We start from the raw sequence: 20,259 nt of genomic DNA, 5'->3' as shown, positions 1-20,259 counted from the left end.
GTTCATTCTTGATTTCAAATAACCACTTACGACCAATGAGCAGTAACTATCGTATCTTAATGATACTTATAGCATAGAAAAACTAATAGTAAAACACATCCTGTTTACCAGAAATCACGATGTAAAATGAATAAGCAATGGTTGATTCTCCCATTCTTTTTCACAACTAAAAGATTGTTATAATAATCATTACAATAACTACCCATAAACTCCATATATACTACAGATTATGTTTGTATGATACATATATCAATAGAAAGGGATGATATATGTTGCTGACAATCTATATAATATACCTGTTTTTATCAATTGCTATCATGCTATTTTTATTTACAAGCACAATCGGCTAATTTTATTGATTATATCAAGCTCGCTTCTTTTCACACAAGAAAATTTATATTTCTTCACTAAATTAAAGAGAAAATCCTATTACTATCAAGCCGAAATTAGAGGGATCCAGTTTAAGAGAAAGCGTTCTTCTTTTTCTATAAAACTAAATCATTATCTTAAAGAAGATATAGATATCTTTCGGTTCCCTCCTACATATAAAGCAATTTAACTTGCTTCCTAATACCTACTAATTTTTCACACAAAATTGAATTCCTTAAAAATTTGAATTTAAAAACACCCAGGAATACAATGAATATAGTATATAGCTTATTTTTTAGAAAGAAGGATTAAACATGAAAACCAAAATAGCTAAATCAATTGAAAATTTGCAAGTGAAATCATTTGAAATGATGACAAATTCTGTTTCTTTTAAATCTATTTTGCGTGGAACTGGTATAACTTTTGTAATTATTTTTGGATCATCTTTGACTAACAACTCTTCTTTATTTTCATTAAATTCTTTGATGGTGATATTGGGTTTCTTTTTAATCTTTATGCCATATATTTTTAGTATTCCTAAGAAGTCTAATATATGACTTAATTTCCGACGTTTAATCACTAACTTTACAATTTTAAGCATTACAAACAAGAAATTCACACACTTTTAATGAAAAGGTGTGAATTTTTTCGTCTGGGTCTATTTTCCCTTAAATTTATAGTTATGTGATACTATTTCAATTAATTAACTTTTATTTCTAGTTTAAAGTTTTGCAAATGGGTATCCTTTATCTTCTCTACAATACAATTTCCCCTATTCAACTATTTATATAGTATAGATTCCCTAATCCCCCCATACAAAACTGTAAGAGTATCTTCAACTTTTTAATATTATATTTATATAGAAGTTGCCCTTTCTTGAAAACATACTATACTATAAAATTAACAAATATTATTTAATGGAGGTTCATAATGAATAAAACAGAACTAATTAACCAAGTATCTGAGAAAACATCACTTACTAAAAAAGAGGCTACCGCATCTGTACAAGCTATCCTAGATCAAATTACGCAATCCCTTCAAAAAGAGGAATCCGTACAGTTAATTGGATTTGGTACATTTGAAGTACGTAAGCGTTCTGCACGTACTGGGCGCAATCCCCAATCGGGCGAAGAAATGCATATCCCAGGAGGAAAAGTACCTGCATTTAAAGCTGGAAAAGCTCTAAAAGAGGCTGTTAAATAAGGATTAAATTATCTATCTAAAAAGGAATGGAGATTTTTATGTCCATTCCTTTTTAAATTAATCATATATTTTTCCGGAAAATAATTAACTAGTTATTTATCATTTTCACGATTTCCATACCCTACACACTCTCCTAGTCGTGGTATTTGTTTTTTAGATGCTAGGTGCATCTTTTACTGCTAATTTTTTCTGACTTAAATAAACAGCTCGATCCGACTTTTTTGCAACTTCCTGTGAATGCGTTACAACAATTACACATTTATTTTCTTGATGAGCGAGCTCCTGGAACAAATCAATAATGTCATTTGCTGTTTCTTCATCAAGATTTCCTGTTGGCTCATCAGCAATCAGTAAATCGACATTACAAGATAGCGCTCGAGCAATTGCTACACGTTGTTGTTGTCCGCCGCTTAGTTGTAAGACATTTCGTTTCGCTTCTACTTCTGTGAGTCCTACCTTCTCTAATAATTCTAATGCTCTTGCTTTTTTATTTTTTACCTTTACACCTGTAATTTCCATTGCCGTTAGTACATTCTGAATGGCAGTCATATAGGTAATTAAATTATAGGATTGGAAAATTACGGATACATTTTGATTACGGTATTGATCCAAACCAATTTTTCGAATATCCTTGCCATTATAAAGTACATAACCATTTTTAGGTATATCAAGCCCACAACCTAAGCTAAGCGTGGTGGTTTTACCAGATCCAGATGGCCCTAAAATCGTGTAGAAATGCCCTTTTTGAAAAGAAAAATTAACATTATCTAGTATCTTTACTTTTTTTCCGTTACTTTCATAATAATAATCTAAGTTTTTAAATTGTAAAATCGTCTCCATATTGAGCCTCCTTATTCATCTTTTAAAAGGATTTGTTTTGGATTTAATCGTAGAATAGATAATGCTGGCAAAATAGTTGCTAATATAGCAATAGCTAGTCCAATCCCCCCCATTTTCCCTACGTCTTCTCCTGCTACACTTACATTAATTTTATCAATTGGATCCTCTTTTTGATTCTGTACAGTACCACCTGGTCCAGCCACCATTACAGTTCCATTTTGAGAGGTGTCTGTTTCTTCGTCTGCTGTAGCAATTTCACTCGAAAGTAATTTATCTCCTACGAATTGAGAAACTTTAGCTCCTGTTGTTAGGGATAATCCAAATGCTAAAATAGCAATACATACTACTTCTACTACGAACTGCGCCATCAGTTTCCATTTTTTTTCTCCAATGGACAATAAAATCCCCATTTCCTTACGACGTGCTTTAATCGATAACATAATGATTAATCCTAAGATAATCGCACCTGCAATAGATACCATATAGATAATCATTTGAGAAGTAGAAGAAATATTTTCGATAGGACCAATCATTTGTTTGTACAATGAATCATGTGCATCTAACTTAAAATAATTAAAATCAATATCAGATTTTTTTGCTTCTTTTTTAAATGCATCAATGTATTGTGGATCGTTCAATAAGTACACAACTTGAATAATACTCATACCTTCATCTACTTCTAATTTTTTTAAAGTAGAGTAAGGCATATATAGTTTATTAGCTGGATTCATCATAGGAGGGGCCTGCTGACCCATTGGTTGCTCATTCGTTTCGTAAATACCGATAATTTCAACTTCAAGAGTTTCCTTCTTATCCCCTGATTGAACTTTAACCTTATCTCCTACTTTCAAATTGTTTTGTTCTGCTAATCGTTTTTCCATTAAAACTACATTCTGATCTTTCATCTGTTCTGTAATTGGTTTTCCATCAACGATTTTACTTTTTCCATTTTTAAAGCTTTCTTGTAATAAACTCTTGCGAACCCCTTCTATCATAAGAGAAGAATTCATATCTATGTCTGAACCTGAACCTGATCCTCCCACCGTTGCCATTCTAGCATTTCCTTTTCCTTCTCCTTCTCCTTCTGAAGCTCCTACTAATTTAAATCCATCTGCGATTCCGAAATTACTGGTTATATAATTATAGTCTTTTACATGCTTGGACTTCGCTAATTGATCTGTTTCTTTTGTATTGAGCTGCGGCGGATTAGGCATTTCTCCAGTTTCCCTTGCTTGTTTTCCTAATTTATCAAAATCAAGACCTAAAGTAACATCAGCACCCAGTTTTTTTCTTGCTGAATCTGCAGCTTTTTTTGATGCATTTTGGATTGCGAATCCTGCCAGCACTAAGTTTGTAACAATCAGAAAGACCGCCATCAAAATTAACGATGTCCCGACTCTTTTTTTCATACTGAGAATTGCTCGTTTCATAAAGTTCATTTTTCCTTACCTCCTTGATAATTTGTATTTTATATAGGTTATCTAGAGTCTATATGGAGCTTATCTGGAGTTTATCTAGAGATATTAGGGCTTATCTGGAGTGTATATGTGGTGTTTCGTTAAAATGAGTAAGAAAAACTGGAACACAAGTTAAAATACTTAATTTATTTTGAACATTGTTAAGGAGTCAGTCCATTTAATGGTGAATGAGGACAAACGAAATACTAATAGAATAAATTTAGTCACCAACTTAATTAATTAGAGAAATGAATACAAACATGGGATAACGCCTTCTATTTATAACCACAGTACAGAATAAGAAAATATAGCTGGAAAATAAGCCTCTTGCATGGAATAACAATGTGGACATTTTTCTGCTTCTTCACATTTATCACCGCCGATACATCTAGTCCCCACAGTAAGCACAAATAAAAAATCACCGAAAGGTAGCGAAATTTTTAAACGTCCTTTATTTGATCCGTTAATTTCACATTTTTCACTAATATTTCCTTTCATCATATCTAAAACAGAGCTATATGCTTATTGCCAAGGTCGAACAAACTATATAGGTGGATGGTTCATTCTACTCATTCGCCATATTATGCATCCTAATCTATAAAATACGTATCTACAAATCAAAGACCTACAAAAGAAAAAATCTGAAGCCCCTTCTGGCATAAGGAGTTTCAGATTTTTTTATTTTAGTAATACCTTTTGCAACAAGTTGCCATTAGGATAGTGTATCAGCAACTTGTAGCTATTACTATGAATGCTAGATTCCTCGAAATTATTCCATATTTTTTCATTTTACTTATATTATTCTATGCTTTGTTCTAAAGTATAATTCCATATTTATGGACAAAAGTTTAAATTTATGGAAAATTGTACAAGCTATTTATACGCTATTCTTAATTAGGAGGGATTCTTTATGTTTGGCCTAGGCAAAAAAAGAACTCCATTTGGTGAGTATTTAGATTACAGAGGAATTAAACAACAATGGCTAGTACAAAAAACTGGATTAAGTAAATCTCTGATAAGTGATTTAGCAAATAAAAAGGATCGTATTCCCACTTTAACATCTGCAACAAAGATCATTAGAATACTAAAAAAATCTGATAAACATATTGATTATCAAGATTTTTGGAATATTGATATTTAAAACTTCTAGAATGTGCTGTGCATCCTATTGTTTTTAATCCAATCGTGTAGATTGCTAAAAACACAGGTTTTTCCCTTTATAACTATTAATTATTTAACACTTAAAATACAAAAATTGCATTTATTAAAAAAGATATAAATTTCTATTAAGATCTGTTCATATTCCCACTCAAAATAATTAATGATTACATCCCACTTCATTTTTAAAAAATCTATTCTTTAAAGACTTTTTTCATTAGAAAATCCAAATTTCGTTGTTTTTTTATCCAAAAGCCTAAATATACATTTGATATAATTCTAAATTTTATAGCGTACTATTCGAACATTTTGTGAAAATCAACAAAAAACATCACAAACTACTAGTAGTAGGTATTAATTTCCTGTGTTTGTTCCAAACACTGTGTTAAACTGAGGGGGTTTAACAGATCTACTCTAATAACATTAATGAAATGGGGTATTTACTTGAACTTTCCACAATTAAAAATCGGGCATATGATGCCAAAGGTCCCAATTCTACAGGGAGGAATGGGCGTAGGCATTTCATTAAGTAAACTTGCATCTGCAGTTGCAAATGCTGGAGGAATTGGGATTATATCAGGAACTGGTATTTCCATAGATGAAATGAGAATGCATATTAGGAAGGCGAAAGAAAAGATTCGGAATACTGGTTATATTGGAGTAAATGTCCTTTTTGCAATGAATGATTTTGCTGAAAAAATGAAAGCAGCCATTGAGGAAAAAGTTGATTTCATCATATCTGGTGCTGGCATTTCACGAGATATGTATACTTGGGGGAAAAATGCCGGCATACCAGTTATTTCAATAGTTTCCTCAGCCAAACTCGCTAAATTATCTGAACGATTGGGTGCGGCCGCTGTTGTAGTAGAGGGGCATGAAGCAGGAGGACATCTGGGTACCGAGCGACCTTTATTCGATATATTACCGGAAGTAGTTGCAGCGGTCGAAATTCCCGTCATTGCTGCTGGAGGGATTATGACTGGAAAAGATATTGCTCATGCCTTAAAATTGGGTGCATCTGGTGTACAAATGGGTACAAGATTCGTCGCAAGTAATGAGTGTGACGCACCACTTTCCTTTAAAGAAAAATATATAAATGCTCGATTAGAAGATACTATATTAGTCAAAACAACTGTCGGTCTCCAAGGTCGTGCGGTTAAGAATAACTTCACTAAATTAATAGCTGATAATAAAAAGATAAAAATAAAAAATTGTATAAATTGCTTAAAAAACTGTTCTTATCGTTTCTGCACGCTAGATTCTTTGATAACCTCTATGGATGGTGATTGTGAAAATGGTCTTGTTTTCGCAGGTGCACGAGTAAATGAAGTTAAAGAGATTTTGCCCGTCAAAACAATTATTAACAATATTATGATGGAATATAGAGCATGTATTTAAGGTAGCATCCATGTATAGTTCTTTAAAAAATATTTAATGTTGTAAATTCTTATTTTCCTGATGATACATCAACTAATAATTATGGGCATTATTGATTATAAAAAAGAACACCTACAAATGCTGTAGGTGTTCTTTTTTATTTATAATTGAATAATTTCTCTTATTTCTTCTATAGGTAACTTCGTAAATTTCGCAATATCCTCTACAGACATTCCGTTTTTATACATACCACATACCAATTGTATACGCTCGGCTTTTTTCCCTTCTTCAATACCTTTTTTGATTCCTTGCTCCTCTGCGTGAGCAAATTTTGCAGCTTCATCCATTAGGGTTTTTTCCCTCGCTTCATAGGCTTGTCGGAATGTCGAATCTTGACTCATTCGCTCCCACTTATTCATTGCTTTTTGTAAAATCGGATCTTGATTCATCGCAATGTCCTCCAATGTTTGAGTTAAGTGTTCATCTTCATTTGCCGGAAGTAATAACAGCCAACGAACAAATGAATCTTCCCACGGATTAACCTTCTCTTCCCGCCATTGTTCCATTAATTTAGGAAGCTCTATAACATGAATCTCTATATCATCACTAAACTGCTTTTGCTGTTGTACATTCCATAGCTTTCCCGTTGTATGAAATTCCTCATATTCGGGAAAAAGTACGAAGTTTAACAAATTAATAGTAATTGTTTTACTAAGAGAGCTGTAAGGCATCCCTTTTTGTAACTGTGAAGTATATAATTTACCCCAGTAATACAAACTTCGTTTAATCATGTCGTGATTATTATTCAACTGAATTTCTACGTTTACTTTAGTACCTGTGTCTAATGTGGCTGAGACATCTAAAATTGATAATTTATCATCCTCGTGTTCTCGATGTAAATGTGGATCCTCTAATTGTAGTGATATAATAGGTGATTCTAATGAATCCTTTAGCATGGCATTTAAAAATGTGATAAGAATATCCTCACTACCACTTGTCCCAAATAATTGCTTAAAAGCAAAATCAATTCGTAAATTTACTAATGACTTGGTCATGACTTTCCTCTTCCTGTCTAAGAAACTCTCTTTCCTTTATTGTACATAAAAATTAGGTAATCATGCAAATAGGAAAATTTCATAAAAAATAATGCTATCATTCTTTTCAAAAATAGATATTCACTAAAAGATAAAGGTAGAATTAATATTTAATTTGGTGAATTATAACATGTATTATCTTTAAATAATACCCAGTTGAAAAAACAATGGATTAATTGTGACATAATTGTTAAATTAAGGGATATAAGAAGACTTTCTATATATAAAAATAGAAAGGTGATGGTGTACGGATAAAATATAAGGGGGATTTATATTATGTTTTCAAAAAAACAAAAATTAGTAACAATAGTAACCACTCTGACACTAGGATGTGGATTAGTTTTTGGATTAACTCCTACTTCGGCAGATTCTATAAGTAACCCTACTCCTGTTAAGGAAGAACAAGTACGGATACCTTTCACTGGGTATGTTATTTCAGCAGATGATAATTATTTAATTGTAGCTGACACTAACACAAAAGAGGAGGCACTCTCTTATCAAAATAATTGGTGGGAATTAGTCTCTCAGATTGAACTACTCACCACTTAACGTCCTAACGGACTGTTTGAAGTGGGAGATTCCTGCGAACACCGATTATCCACCGGTTATCTTAGCAGGCTCTACCCGTAGTCCCTACGGTGAGAACATAAGTATCTTGTACGTTGACTCACCACACTCCCTACTTTAGCTTGGTTTTCGCAACTTCAGCAAGTGTGGGCGATAGAACGTTGAAGATTTTACGGTTGCAACGTTTTTCTGCAACCAACCTCATATCTTCAGTTTTCAAAGAGCAATCTGTACAAGTAAATGATAGCAAACATGTTGGCCTATGCCAACCGACATTCATCTCCCACCTAAAATTGGTGTTTCACATCTTCACATTTTTGAGGAAGGAGTCTTCTGTCGGAAAACGATAAAATTTTACGTGTCCCTATTACTAGCAAAGATAACTACAGCGTAGGTGAAAAACTAAATATATTTTCCGTAGGATGGACCCACTCTATTCCACCAATCGCTGTTATGCCTGTTATCGAAAAAATTGTTGAATAAATTATATATTTTTTATAAAAAAAGATATCCATTATTTGTGGTAGCGTCACACATCCATCAACTTAACAGAACAGGCTGCCCCTAAAACGATAAAAATGAACTTTGGTGCTATAAAAAACACAATTTTTTGTTTAGGGGTGCTTTAAAATATTAGCTTGATGGGCATGGGGTACAGCCGAGTAATTGATAAATCTCTTTCTTGTTTTTTTGCTTACATTAGAAATGCTAAACTGTATAATGACTCATATTAAACTTATACCTAGACTTGCTAGTAATTTTTCATACTAATTATTCCTTTCTTCATGCTGTAATACTTAATAGATAACCTAAATAATAAAATTGTTCCACATTTACAAAAAAAATAATTAACTATAAGATGAATTAGACTACATAAGGGAGGGTTATATGTTACATATAAAAAGATGGAAATTTTTTGCGATTCTTTCTATTGTAGGTTTTATTTTACTAATTTCAGTAAAAATCAACTTCATTTCAATTACTATCGCAACTTCTTCAGCTGAAAGAGGAAAAATTTTTGATCAAAATGGTGTCATACTAGCTACAAATAAGCAAGTTAAGTCTCTATATTGTACTTCTAATGATGAAAAGCTATCGAATCAAGATACATCAGACACATTAGCTTTTTTCAATCAATTTTCAAACGAGTTTCAACATGACATTTCTGCAGATGACGTAAAATCACAATTACAACAATCTTGTAAAAAGCAGAATATGAATGATATGCCGTTATACTCTGACATAAATGAAAGTGAACTTACATTCATAAACAAGAACAAACCCAATAATGTAATAATTAAAGATGAATGGATTCGATATTATCCTAAACAAGAAATTGGTTCACAGCTAATTGGGTATGTAGAAAATGACCTTAATTCTAAGTATGGACCTGTTGGAAAAAGTGGGGTTGAGCTTCAATATGAAAATGATTTAAAAGGAAAACCAGGTAAAACTCTTATTTTTAAAGTGAATAATAAAAAGTTCTTATGGAACATTCAAAACGTACAACAAGGAAAAGATGTCCGGCTAGCTTTAGACTCTAAATTGCAGCAAAAAACAGAGGAAGCATTAAAATCTCAAATTAAGAAAATACGTGATGCTAAAGCTGGTTATGTTGTAGTAACCGATGTAAAAACTGGCGCAATTTTAACTATGGCCAACTCGGCAGTATTTAATCCAAATACATTAAATACACATATATCATCTAAAAATGAAAACATTAAATCACTTTCGCAAAATAAAGCAATTCAAAAATTAAAGTATGATAAATCTTATGTAAATATGGCCTCTACTATAAAGCCACTTACTATTTTAATTGGATTAAACGAAAAGCTTCTTCAACCTGAAGATACTTATTTAGATAAGGGTACTTTTCAGTATGATAATCAAAATAACATTACGAATGCACCTGGAACGCCAACCGGTGAGATTACACCGAGGCAGGCTATCATTAATTCATCTAATACATTTATGACAGCAAAAGTAGCTCTGCCCTTATTCAACCAAAATAATGGGAATATAGAAAAAGTGGCACATATATGGACAGATTATTTAATGCAATTCGGTCTACGTTCTAAAACCGGGATTGATTTACCCTTTGAAGAAGACGGACAATATGAATTCCATCCATCTAATAAGTTTGAAAATGGAATTTCCGCTCTATTAAATGCCGCCTCTTGGGGAGGAAATGAAGTGCATACTCCTCTTCAACTCGCTCAATATGCAGCAACTTTGGCAAATAAAGGTGATAAATATAAACCTCAAATCGTAAGTGCGATTATTGGTCAGGACGGTAAGGAAACAAAAAAGTTTAAACCCATTTTAGAAAGTTCAAATCATTATCCTATGAAATTTTGGAATGTCGTGCAAGATGGAATGAGACAAAATATAGAGGAGATTAAAAATTTGCCCTTTCATGTCGCAGGTAAAACGGGTTCTACAAGTTTTCCAAATGAGCAAGAAAAAATGATAAATCATTCTCTTTTCATTGCATATGCTCCTACGGAAGATCCACAAATCGCCATTTCTGCCGTTATTCCTGGTAGTAATTCAGAAAAAAACATCGCTGCTCTCGTTACAGCAGAAGTTTTAGAGTTCTGGCATACACTTCCATAAGAAAATAAAAACAAAGAGGAAGGTTCGTTAAAGTGAACCTTCCTCTTTTACCATATAGAATCTATATTTATTATTTTCCACATACCTTCATGATCCTTTTCGAACACAAATGAATATTTAATATCCGTTAAAACATACTCTTTTTGTACATACCCAGTATTACCGTTAAATGTCGATATTTTTATATATCCATCATTCTTCACTTTTTCTGGAATCCAAGCTTTTACCATTTCATTAGATACTTCATATAAAATTTGTGATTCTCGTTTTGGTTCAGCTAAAATTTTCGTTTTATTTCCAGTAACAGTTACATATATATAATGGTCTCGCTTTGATTGGTTACTTTCTGTCATTCCACTTGGTACTTTATATACTTTCTTTGTATCATTTGTAAACTCTCCCCCCATTGTAAGAGCGACTTGCAACTCATGAAAAATATCTTCATCAAACTTCAATTCATCCTTCTTATAACTCTTCCCTTTAAATAGAACTTCATCATTTAATACTCTATACAAATCATTTTCATTTTTTGAGTTTGTACTTTGATATAAATCATTCATAAATTGTTTCAATGATGGATCTTGAGCAGATTCATCTTTTGTTTTCGGCTCAATTTGAGTACTACTTTGTACCGGTGATTTATTATCATCAAGCCAAGGTTGTTGAACAATGAAAAATAACATTGTACAAACCAAAACAACTACAACAGGCAATGCTTTTTTTCGAAATGGTCTCTTATATGTTACAGAATCTACTTCACTATTTTGATATATCGATTGCTTTATTTTATCAATATATTCTTCTTCATCTTTCCGATGCTCCATTGGTCCTTTTTTCAATTTACTATACCAGTCAGGATTTTTTTTACTGTTCATCACTTCTTCCCTCCCCTATTAGTTTTGAAACTTTACTTCTCGCTCTACTCAATCTAGATTTGACTGTTCCAATTGACACACCTAATGTTTCAGCCATTTCTTCATAAGATAATTCATATTTTGCGTCTAGTATTAGTATTTCACGGTGTTTTTTAGGTAGTTTTAATACAACATCCCACACTTCATTTAGTTCCTCTTGCTTAAAAAACTGTTGTTCTGCCGAAGAAGACTGCTTGTCATCACTAAAAAATCCCACTAAAGATATCCTTTTAAAATAAGAGGATTTCAAATAGTTTATTGCCGTATTTCTTGTGATTCTTAATATCCACGTTTTAATAGATGACTCCTTTCGAAACGAATGCCAATGTTTAAAAACCTTTATAAAGACATCTTGCGTGATGTCATCTGATAAGTGTGGATCTTTCGTAATAATAAATGAATAATTCCATACATCTTGCCAATAGTCTTTAATAACATAGTCAAGCTCATCATGATTACATTTTTCAATAAACTTCTGTTCCATTTCCACACCTCAAACTTATTTGAATAAACATAAAACTGCCCTCACTTTTAATATGGTTTCAATAGATAGACATGATACAAGTCTCATTTGTTCCATAGCTCTTTTTTCTATATAACTGCTCTTTCTGTATTTGAATACGTTGTTGTTCTTCTTCCTCTTTCTTTATTTTTTCTTGACGGTTACGTAGCTCTTCTTGCTCCCTTTGTATTTTGGTTCTGGTGCAAAAACAAAGTAAAAGAGAATAAAACATATATATTCCTAACGGAATCGTATTCTATGTTACAAGTCCATCTACTATATGATTCAAGTAATTTTGTTGTCTAAGTTGCTTACTATCAGGTATGCCTTTTTCTTTTTTCAACTACCCAATTGCTATAGAATATGCCGGATTCTTATCGACTGTTATTACACGTGGCTTTGAAACATAAAAAGGCCGCAAAGCTTTCCTAAAAAAGCGCTTTGCAGCCTTTTGATTTCTTGTTTTGTTTATAAAAGGCAGTCACTTGATAACTGGTAAAATGCAATCCTTTTTGATATGCAGCTAGAATATCTTTTGCTTCATCATATTTACTAACTCCTTGTATGATATATCTAGCATTCATACAAAAAGCACATATAAAACTAATAAAATAGAAAAAACCACCGAAAGGTGGCTGTTAAGCGGCGCGTGTTTGATCCGTTAATTTCACGGTTTTTGTTATTTTTTCACCATTTCGATAAACCGTTACTTTAATTGTATCCCCCATTTTTTTCATTTCATATAAATATTTGCGGAATTGAGCGACATTTTCTATTTTTTGTTCATCCAATGCAATCACAACATCATATTGCTGCAATCCACCTTTTTCTGCTGGTGATTGGTTTGAGATATTTCCCAATACTGCACCATTTGATATCTCTTTTGGTAATTTTAATTGATTACGTGCAGAATCTGTTATTTTCTCTACATCTAATAACTGTACACCCATCATTGGACGTTTAACTGTTCCATCTTTCTCAAGAAACCCTAGGGTTGTTTTGGCTATATTAATTGGGATTGCAAACCCAATTCCTTCAACTGCTTGTTGTGCAATTTTACTCGAATTAATTCCAATGACTTCACCCTGTTCATTAAACAAAGCTCCTCCACTATTCCCAGGATTAATAGCTGCATCTGTTTGAATTACCTGTGCTTGCCAATCCACTTGTTGATTTCCAAGTGTACTAACAGGTATTTCTCGTTCTTTGCTACTAATAATCCCCTTTGTTACACTTCCTTCTAGCCCCAATGGATTCCCAATGGCTATTACCGTTTCCCCTGTACGATTTTTATCTGAGTCTCCAAGTGTTGCGACTCTTTTTACATCAGTTCCATCAATTTCTAATACCGCTAAATCTAATAATGGATCTGTCCCTACTACTTTAGCGGGAACCTTTTTACCGTTATTCAATTTCACTTCTACTTTATTTGCACCGTCTAATACATGATTATTTGTAACAATGAAAGCCTTATTGCCGTTTTTTTTATATATGACCCCTGATCCCGAACCAGCTTCTTCTGATTGGTCTTGCGTATTAAATGAATCTGCATTTTGTTTATAGTTAATGACACCTACGACAACTTCTTTTGCAGATTCAATCATATTTTGAAGATTGCTCTCACCTTTGGGTTTGTAAGAGATAGGAGTAGCCTGGTTCACTTCGTTATGTTTAGGAGATTGACCAGCACTTTCTTTGATTTCATTTATATAAGGGATGGTCAATCCAATGGTAATTGCACCAATCATTGCACCAATTATTCCTGTGAAAAAATAACCTGTTTTTTTATAGGCTTTATTCCTATTATTTTCTGTTTGATTTGTATCATAGTGTCCCATTTTGAGCATCCCTTTCTCCTTTAATTTCAATTGAATATTTTTATCTTCATATTTGAATTACGATGTATGAATGTGATATTTAGAAATCATTATTTCAAAAAGGAAAATTTTACTTTTAGGCATGGTTTAGACATAAATCAACTGTTTTTTCATAGAGATAACATCATATTCGAATTTTTCTATGAGTATATGTATGACGATATTCAAACCCACCTTGAGCTGGCCTCTAAAAAAAGAGCCTATTTGGCTCTCATCAAATAAGGTATTCAATGTACATAGTAGCATGCATGTTATACAGGTGTTTTGCAAAAAGTGACAACAAGGAACAATAACCATCCATTAGCTTATTTACTCTTTTGTTATAAACTTAGAGCCTAGCATTCTCGTGAGAATGGATGGTAATAGGTTTGTGTGTAAATAAGAAGGAAGGGATAAAATTTGATAGATTGTGTAAGTCGTCAACATCATGTATCATTCCTTTCTATTTGGTACATGTATCATACAAACTTAATCTGTATTCTATATGGAGTTAATCTAGAGTTATAGTAAAGATTTTCAGTACCTAGTTATTAGATACAAAAAAAAATCAATTTGATCCTCTCTATTTTTGTTCACTAGACTTATATAGCTTTCTTTTATTTACACTTGTATATTTATTTAAGCACGGTGCTAATTTCAATTTTTGTTTTTTCTCTTTTATGCGACCATTATTCGAATGAGGGGCCATCCACAGTTGTAAATCTAATAAAGAAAGAATGATGTTTGCTTCCAGTGACACCTTGATTACCTCCCTCTGACTTGTTATGTATATAACCTATCTCATACATCTGGAGCTGATCTGAAATACATGTAGTTTTCCCGTGAAGTTTTTATAGTGTTTCTATGTATTCTAATACGTCTCCACATCATCTCCAGATTGGAGGGCTATAATGACTACAAGAGGTGATATAACGATGAACTATCATATTCTGGTGGTAGAAGATGATCAAGAAATACAAGAATTAATCAAACAATTTTTAATGACACAACAGTATAAAGTTATAGTTGCATCAGACGGATTAGAGGGCATGAACCAATTTAATAAGCAGTCCTTCGATTTAATTCTTCTCGATGTGATGATGCCAAACCTGAATGGATTTGAAGTTGCCAAAATGATTCGAAGTCAGTCAAATATACCAATTATTATGCTAACTGCGTTAGAAGAAGAACAAGATCAAATGAAAGGATTTGATCTTGGAATCGATGATTATATTACAAAACCTTTTTCTTTTCATGTTTTGATGAGACGAGTCGAAGCGGTACTGAGAAGAAGTAATAATCAAAGTACGGATAATCATTTTGTATTTAGAGAACTACATGTCGATGGCGATGCATATAAAGTATATGTAAATAAAGTCGAGGTTCCCCTAACGACAAAAGAATTTGAAATTTTGCAACTACTACTTCAAAATGAAAAAAAGGTACTCACAAGAGATAATATCGTAGAAAAAATTTGGGGATATGAGTATGCCGGGGACACACGAATGATTGATACGCATATGAAAAACATACGAAAAAAATTAGATATACCCTATATTAAAACAGTAAAGGGCATTGGTTATAAAATTGATGAATAAGATTGTAAAAATCATGAAGATGAAGAGAATTACCTATAAACTCTTTATGACTACATCCCTCATTTTGTTAGCCTTTGCAACCTTGATTTATGTAACTTTATACTTCTTTCTCCCTAAATTTTATGAGCAATACAAAACAGATCAGCTTCAAACGGGAATCGAAGAAATAATTGATAAATCTAAAGATCTTACGCTTCAAAATGCAATACCACTTGTTGATGAATACGCACAAAAAAATAATGCGGTGATCTACCTTCAAAATAATGAGGGAAGACTTATTTATTCTCCCTCTATTGCTTCTCTTCAAAGTACTATTCAAGAGGGTACTATTCAAGGCGGTACTCAAGCAAAAGGTTTTGTTAAAACAGTACCAGCAAGGAGTTTAGATAATCCTCGTAATTCATATGAGGTTAGCAAGCCAATACAATTCCAAGATGTTAACTTAACGCTTGTGGTGTTCGCAACATTTCAGCCGATTGATGAAGCTTCACAGGTCTTAGTACGTTTTCTACCCTATATTAGTATCATTGTACTAGTTATTGGTTTAGGAAGTGCTTATCTTTATTCAAGGTTTATTACTAAACCACTTATTTATATTAATAAAGGTGCACAAAAGATGGCAAACTTGGATTTCTCCGAAAAAATTGAGGTTCGTTCTATGGATGAATTAGGGGAATTATCCAATAGCTTGAACGATATGTCCATTAATTTACAACAAGCTATGTTTGATTTACAAAATGCAAATCAGCAATTAAAAAGTGATATTGAAAAAGAAAGAGAAATAGAAACAAAGCGAAGGGAATTTTTTGCCATTGTAGCACATGAATTAAAAACTCCTATTACTGTTATGAAAGGATACTTAGAAGGGATGATATATAATATCGGCCCTTATCAAAATCGTGACCAATATTTAAAGAAAAATCATCAAATAATTGAAAGTATGGAACAATTGGTTCGCGAAATCTTAAGCATGTCAAAATTAGAACAACATACCTTTAAACTACAAGTAGAAAAAGTAAATCTTTCGAAATTAGTCGGTACAATCACCAAAAATCTCGAATTTTTTGCTTCCCAAAAAGGCATTCAAATAATAAAAGAAGTCGATTCTAACATTTTTGTTTATACGGATTGTGTTCTTTTAGAAAAAGCCTGTAAAAACATCATTCATAATGCGATTATGTATTCACCACCTAGCGAAAAGGTCTATATAAAATTAAGCCAAGAATCTAAGCAAAACCATATCGAAATACAAGTCATCAATACAGGTGTCGAAATTAAAGAAGAGAATATACAACACATATTCGAACCCTTTTATCGAATCGAAAAGTCAAGAAATCGAAATACGGGAGGGAGTGGCTTAGGGTTATATATTGTAAAACAAATTTTTGAATTCCTTTTTATCACGTATTCTATAAATAATACCAAACAAGGCGTAAAATTTTTAGTAACCATTCCATTATCCAACAAATAAACAACAAAAGAGTCTCAATCTCATTTCAGCTTATAAAAATGAGATTGAGATTTTTCATATTATGTTGGGTATTGCAACCCAAACATAATAAGGGGGTACAGCCGAGGAATGTGTAAATATAATATTTCTAATCTGATTTTTTATTTTCGCTTTTTACATAAAATACGTTCACATGAGAAATGAGGATTGGATTGAACTACCCCCACTTTCACTTCGTTTAGAAGTGAGGGATTCCTAAGTAAAGAGTTCTATCGAACTCTAATTGATTAGGCTAACCCCGCAGTCCTTGCGGTTAGAAGCCTTATCGCTTCATTCTTTATATTGATACTTGCGTTAATATCCCTATCATGGTGTGTACGACAAGAAGGACAGTCTCATTTACGTAGGTTTAGATTTTTAACGTCTTTATTTTGATATCCACAACAAGAACATAATTGGCTGGAAGCAAAATATAAACAAGAAACCTATCTGGGGTACCGCTATAATTTCGAAAAAAACCCACGCTAAGAAAATTTAGATTAGAAAACAGCCGCATTTTACCGCGCTAAGGATACACGGCTCTTTAAAATTTCAAGGACATAAATAATTTTTATGAATAGGCAATAATGATTGAATTTCTGTTTCTTGAAGTTGTTCTAGTGCTGATGACATAGCTTTATAGGAAGTAGAATTTTCAATAGATTTTTTTGATGATCCTTGACCCTTCTTAGTTACTTTTAATTTTATTTCGCTCGATTAATCCTAGATTAACTAATTCATCTACATTTACACTTACTGTACTTTTAGGAACTGAAAGCCGTTCTGAAATACTTTTAAGAGTAATATTAGGAATGCCATAAATTGTGTTTAAGATTTCCATTTGTGGTACTGTTAACCCTAAACTAGAAGCATTTTGACTTGTGAATTTTTATAAGTTCTTTATTTATTGATACAAATGACTGTACAACTTCTGCTTCTTTTTTGAGGATCTGATTTTTTTGTATCATTACTTTGAATATCCTCACCAATGGCCATAATTATGAGGAGTCTAAAATTTGAAGAAAACAACAAAAATAGTGTAAAAAAGATACATACTATTTTTTGTTGTTTTCTTTTTTTAATCAGTGTAAATTTGTTAATTATTACAAGCGTTTAATTTATTACACTTTTTGCGTGCTTTAATTTCCGCCGGCTGGGCGCCAAGCCAATAAGCTGGAAAAGCAGTCCCTTCAGTAACACCCCCATCACGATGCATGTAATAACGCTCATCATGGTTAGCTTTAAAGTTTCCTTCAAGTGCAAGTTCCACCCACTCTGCACCAAAACGAAAAATTTCTGCAGCTACTCCACCAAGCGGGTGAAATTCATTCTCATAGACGCGTATCTCCTTTGGTGCTTCTACAAATTCATAAAGACTTAATGCTTCTTCCAAACGGGTAAGTTCATCAAATTCTCCTATCCCCATGAAGACTGGGCAAGTAATCTTTGGCGCCAATTTCCACAGGTTCATCTGGCTACTCAATTCGTTTTCAAAAGCAGCTTCATCCATGTAACCAGACATGTACATAAAATTTGCTTTGAAACTTGGCTGCGCTCTGTTAAAGATGGTATCAAATTCACCATATACACCTTCAAAAGTGGCTATAGCGTTTATACGATTATCATTCGCAGCAGCTCGCATCCCCCAATACCCGCTCATACTGATACCAAAAAATCCAATCCGCTTTGGATCAACCTCAGGCCGTTTTGATAGAAAATCGATATAACAACTAACGGCGCGTTCGTAATTAGTCAAATCAACTTTTAGACCTCCAGATACAGATTCGCCTTGCCCCGGTCCTTCAATTGATAGAGCTACGATACCACGAGACGTATAATAACGTTGCGCAATCTGTATATAGTCTTCCTTAATCATATCCATACCTGGACCTAATATTACTGCTGGTGCATTATGAACTTCACCTGAGGGCAAATGAAGGAGTGCATATATCTGTTTGCCTTCAAATTCTAGTACTATACGTTGTACCGTTCCTCCTCCAAGTGATGAAATAGCTGCCACACATTCATTACACTGTTCTCGAAATGCCAATTTTCGTGGATCATCATTAAAATATGAGTATTGTGCACGTCCCCACATAACAGCAGCTCGCTGATATAGATCACGAGCAGTAACAGTGAATCCTTTTTGTTCATAATGTTTTGCACGTTCTTGAGCCTGAGAAGCAACCGTGGCCCATGCTTTTGGTATCATTGCTCCACTCTTTACTTGAGAAAAAACTTTATCAAAATCAGTGTGGTCGTGCCCTAACTGTTCCATAGTTGCCTTTGCTTCAGGATGCAAAGCATCAAACCCACCAAGTGCAAGGGCTATATCTAAAGCCCATCCTTGAGATTGTGAACGTTGAGTCATAATAATCATCCTTTATTTTTTAATTAAGTACTTAATGATTCAGTACTTAATTAAAATAATGAAGTATAATATGTACTTTTGTCAAGACTACGAGCCAAGTCGTTTTATTATTTTATTGATGACTTAAGGTGAGCATATATAATATTGCTTGGAAAATGAATAGCCAGTCTCTACTTAATTTGACTCTACTCTTTTTCATATGTTAATGTTAACTTCATATAATTAAGTACTTAGTTAATGAGAAAATGGTGATGTTATGACAAATTCTTCAAATAAGTTAACTGCGATAGACGAACTTAGTCAGGCTATATATAGTCTAACTGCAGCCGATGGACGTTTAAGAGGGCGAGCTACTCGTACATTAGGGGCAGTTTCAATGGTCCATGCTCGAACCCTTAAAGTATTAGCTGAAGAAGGCGGATTGTCAGTCAAAGAATTAGCTGATCGAGCAGAAACTACCGCCGCTGGTATTACTCAATTAATCAATGGATTACAACAGGCTGGTTACGTTGAGCGTGTTCGTTCAAATAACGACCGGAGAGTTGTCAATGTTCAACTTACGCCTAGTGGTTTAAATTGTCACTTAGAAAGAGAGAAAAAACTAAAACATATTCTTAATGCGAACCTTTCAGATTTTGATGCAGAGCAAATCGAGAAATCCTCTGAAATAATTAGATGTCTAGTTCATGTGCTTGACCAACTATAATAGTATTCTAAAGCTTTCTTGAGTTTTTAGAACTAACACATCGCTATTATGCTAAAAGAACTAGTTACCCCAAAATAATAAAAAAGAGCACCATGCACAAAATTTGCGTTTTGGGGGTACTTTAAAATATTAGCTTGATGGG

At 33.0% G+C, this 20,259-nt stretch carries 17 protein-coding genes and 4 pseudogenes; 8 read left to right on the top strand and 13 right to left on the bottom strand.

The window, feature by feature from the left end; genetic code table 11:
- Positions 1-664: 664 nt before the first annotated feature.
- Positions 665-979: a hypothetical protein gene (locus DN400_RS29580; protein WP_179953509.1), complete on the bottom strand. Its 315-nt coding sequence runs from the start codon at positions 977-979 to the stop codon at positions 665-667.
- A 320-nt stretch (positions 980-1,299) separates the two neighbouring features.
- Between DN400_RS29580 and DN400_RS18525 the strand changes: the two genes are divergently transcribed.
- Complete coding sequence (locus tag DN400_RS18525) at positions 1,300-1,572, top strand: HU family DNA-binding protein (RefSeq protein WP_147801810.1); 273 nt, start codon at positions 1,300-1,302, stop codon at positions 1,570-1,572.
- A 153-nt stretch (positions 1,573-1,725) separates the two neighbouring features.
- Here the strand turns inward: DN400_RS18525 and DN400_RS18520 are convergent, their stop codons facing one another.
- A complete protein-coding gene (locus tag DN400_RS18520) occupies positions 1,726-2,412 on the bottom strand; it encodes an ABC transporter ATP-binding protein (RefSeq protein ID WP_097946875.1) in 687 nt (228 codons plus the stop codon).
- Positions 2,413-2,423: 11 nt separating this feature from the next.
- The gene (locus DN400_RS18515; protein ID WP_097853780.1) at positions 2,424-3,851 is read right to left on the bottom strand and encodes an ABC transporter permease; all 1,428 of its coding nucleotides are present in this window, start codon (positions 3,849-3,851) and stop codon (positions 2,424-2,426) included.
- A gap of 928 nt (positions 3,852-4,779) precedes the next feature.
- Here DN400_RS18515 and DN400_RS18505 point away from each other — a divergent pair.
- Positions 4,780-5,010 carry a helix-turn-helix domain-containing protein gene (locus DN400_RS18505; RefSeq protein WP_097853778.1) on the top strand — a complete coding sequence of 77 codons (231 nt, stop codon included), beginning with the start codon at positions 4,780-4,782 and terminating at the stop codon, positions 5,008-5,010.
- Between the two features lie 443 nt (positions 5,011-5,453).
- On the top strand, positions 5,454-6,425 hold the full coding sequence (locus DN400_RS18500; protein WP_147801808.1) for an NAD(P)H-dependent flavin oxidoreductase: 972 nt from the start codon (positions 5,454-5,456) through the stop codon (positions 6,423-6,425).
- A 140-nt stretch (positions 6,426-6,565) separates the two neighbouring features.
- On the opposite strand, the gene DN400_RS18495 is transcribed toward DN400_RS18500, so the two are convergent.
- A complete protein-coding gene (locus tag DN400_RS18495) occupies positions 6,566-7,459 on the bottom strand; it encodes an Rpn family recombination-promoting nuclease/putative transposase (protein ID WP_147801807.1) in 894 nt (297 codons plus the stop codon).
- Positions 7,460-7,774: 315 nt separating this feature from the next.
- Between DN400_RS18495 and DN400_RS18490 the strand changes: the two are divergent.
- Both DN400_RS18490 and DN400_RS18480 read left to right on the top strand, forming a co-directional pair.
- Positions 7,775-8,038, top strand: a pseudogene (locus DN400_RS18490) (DUF3221 domain-containing protein); the annotation flags it as partial.
- Positions 8,039-8,953: 915 nt separating this feature from the next.
- A complete protein-coding gene (locus DN400_RS18480) occupies positions 8,954-10,681 on the top strand; it encodes a peptidoglycan D,D-transpeptidase FtsI family protein (RefSeq protein ID WP_147801806.1) in 1,728 nt (575 codons plus the stop codon).
- A 47-nt stretch (positions 10,682-10,728) separates the two neighbouring features.
- Here DN400_RS18480 and DN400_RS18475 read toward each other — a convergent pair whose 3' ends face one another.
- The 6 genes and pseudogenes from DN400_RS18475 to DN400_RS29570 all read right to left on the bottom strand — a co-directional run bounded on the left by DN400_RS18475 (position 10,729) and on the right by DN400_RS29570 (position 14,713).
- A complete protein-coding gene (locus tag DN400_RS18475) occupies positions 10,729-11,556 on the bottom strand; it encodes a superantigen-like protein SSL4 (RefSeq protein ID WP_147801805.1) in 828 nt (275 codons plus the stop codon).
- Positions 11,546-12,079: an RNA polymerase sigma factor gene (locus DN400_RS18470; protein ID WP_147801804.1), complete on the bottom strand. Its 534-nt coding sequence runs from the start codon at positions 12,077-12,079 to the stop codon at positions 11,546-11,548. The genes DN400_RS18475 and DN400_RS18470 overlap by 11 nt, the downstream gene beginning before the upstream one ends.
- A gap of 289 nt (positions 12,080-12,368) precedes the next feature.
- A pseudogene (locus tag DN400_RS18465) lies at positions 12,369-12,572 on the bottom strand (DDE-type integrase/transposase/recombinase); the annotation flags it as partial.
- Positions 12,526-12,681: a hypothetical protein gene (locus DN400_RS29575; protein WP_179953508.1), complete on the bottom strand. Its 156-nt coding sequence runs from the start codon at positions 12,679-12,681 to the stop codon at positions 12,526-12,528. The gene DN400_RS29575 and the pseudogene DN400_RS18465, both read right to left, overlap by 47 nt.
- A gap of 54 nt (positions 12,682-12,735) precedes the next feature.
- Positions 12,736-13,944, bottom strand: a complete 1,209-nt coding sequence (locus tag DN400_RS18460) for a S1C family serine protease (protein ID WP_147801803.1) — start codon at positions 13,942-13,944, stop codon at positions 12,736-12,738.
- A 592-nt stretch (positions 13,945-14,536) separates the two neighbouring features.
- On the bottom strand, positions 14,537-14,713 hold the full coding sequence (locus DN400_RS29570; protein ID WP_170958460.1) for a hypothetical protein: 177 nt from the start codon (positions 14,711-14,713) through the stop codon (positions 14,537-14,539).
- Between the two features lie 151 nt (positions 14,714-14,864).
- On the opposite strand from DN400_RS29570, the gene DN400_RS18455 reads away from it, so the two are divergent.
- Positions 14,865-15,551: a response regulator transcription factor gene (locus tag DN400_RS18455; RefSeq protein ID WP_179953507.1), complete on the top strand. Its 687-nt coding sequence runs from the start codon at positions 14,865-14,867 to the stop codon at positions 15,549-15,551.
- A gap of 13 nt (positions 15,552-15,564) precedes the next feature.
- Positions 15,565-17,022: a HAMP domain-containing sensor histidine kinase gene (locus tag DN400_RS18450; RefSeq protein WP_147801861.1), complete on the top strand. Its 1,458-nt coding sequence runs from the start codon at positions 15,565-15,567 to the stop codon at positions 17,020-17,022.
- 266 nt (positions 17,023-17,288) lie between these two features.
- On the opposite strand, the pseudogene DN400_RS18445 reads toward DN400_RS18450, so the two are convergent.
- The 3 genes and pseudogenes from DN400_RS18445 to DN400_RS18435 form a co-directional block, all read right to left on the bottom strand.
- Positions 17,289-17,471 (bottom strand): annotated as a pseudogene (locus tag DN400_RS18445) (zinc ribbon domain-containing protein); the annotation flags it as partial.
- A 121-nt stretch (positions 17,472-17,592) separates the two neighbouring features.
- Positions 17,593-18,008 (bottom strand): annotated as a pseudogene (locus DN400_RS18440) (MarR family transcriptional regulator).
- Positions 18,009-18,136: 128 nt separating this feature from the next.
- A complete protein-coding gene (locus tag DN400_RS18435) occupies positions 18,137-19,411 on the bottom strand; it encodes an alpha/beta hydrolase (RefSeq protein ID WP_147801802.1) in 1,275 nt (424 codons plus the stop codon).
- Positions 19,412-19,667: 256 nt separating this feature from the next.
- Between DN400_RS18435 and DN400_RS18430 the strand changes: the two genes are divergently transcribed.
- Positions 19,668-20,117: a MarR family winged helix-turn-helix transcriptional regulator gene (locus DN400_RS18430; protein WP_097854081.1), complete on the top strand. Its 450-nt coding sequence runs from the start codon at positions 19,668-19,670 to the stop codon at positions 20,115-20,117.
- The last annotated feature ends 142 nt before the right edge of the window (positions 20,118-20,259 follow it).

The organism is Bacillus sp. AR8-1, from assembly GCF_008042345.1.
Lineage (GTDB): Bacteria > Bacillota > Bacilli > Bacillales > Bacillaceae_G > Bacillus_A > Bacillus_A cereus.
The sequence above is the reverse complement of the archived record's forward strand: the minus strand, read 5'-3'. Positions and strand labels throughout refer to the sequence as shown.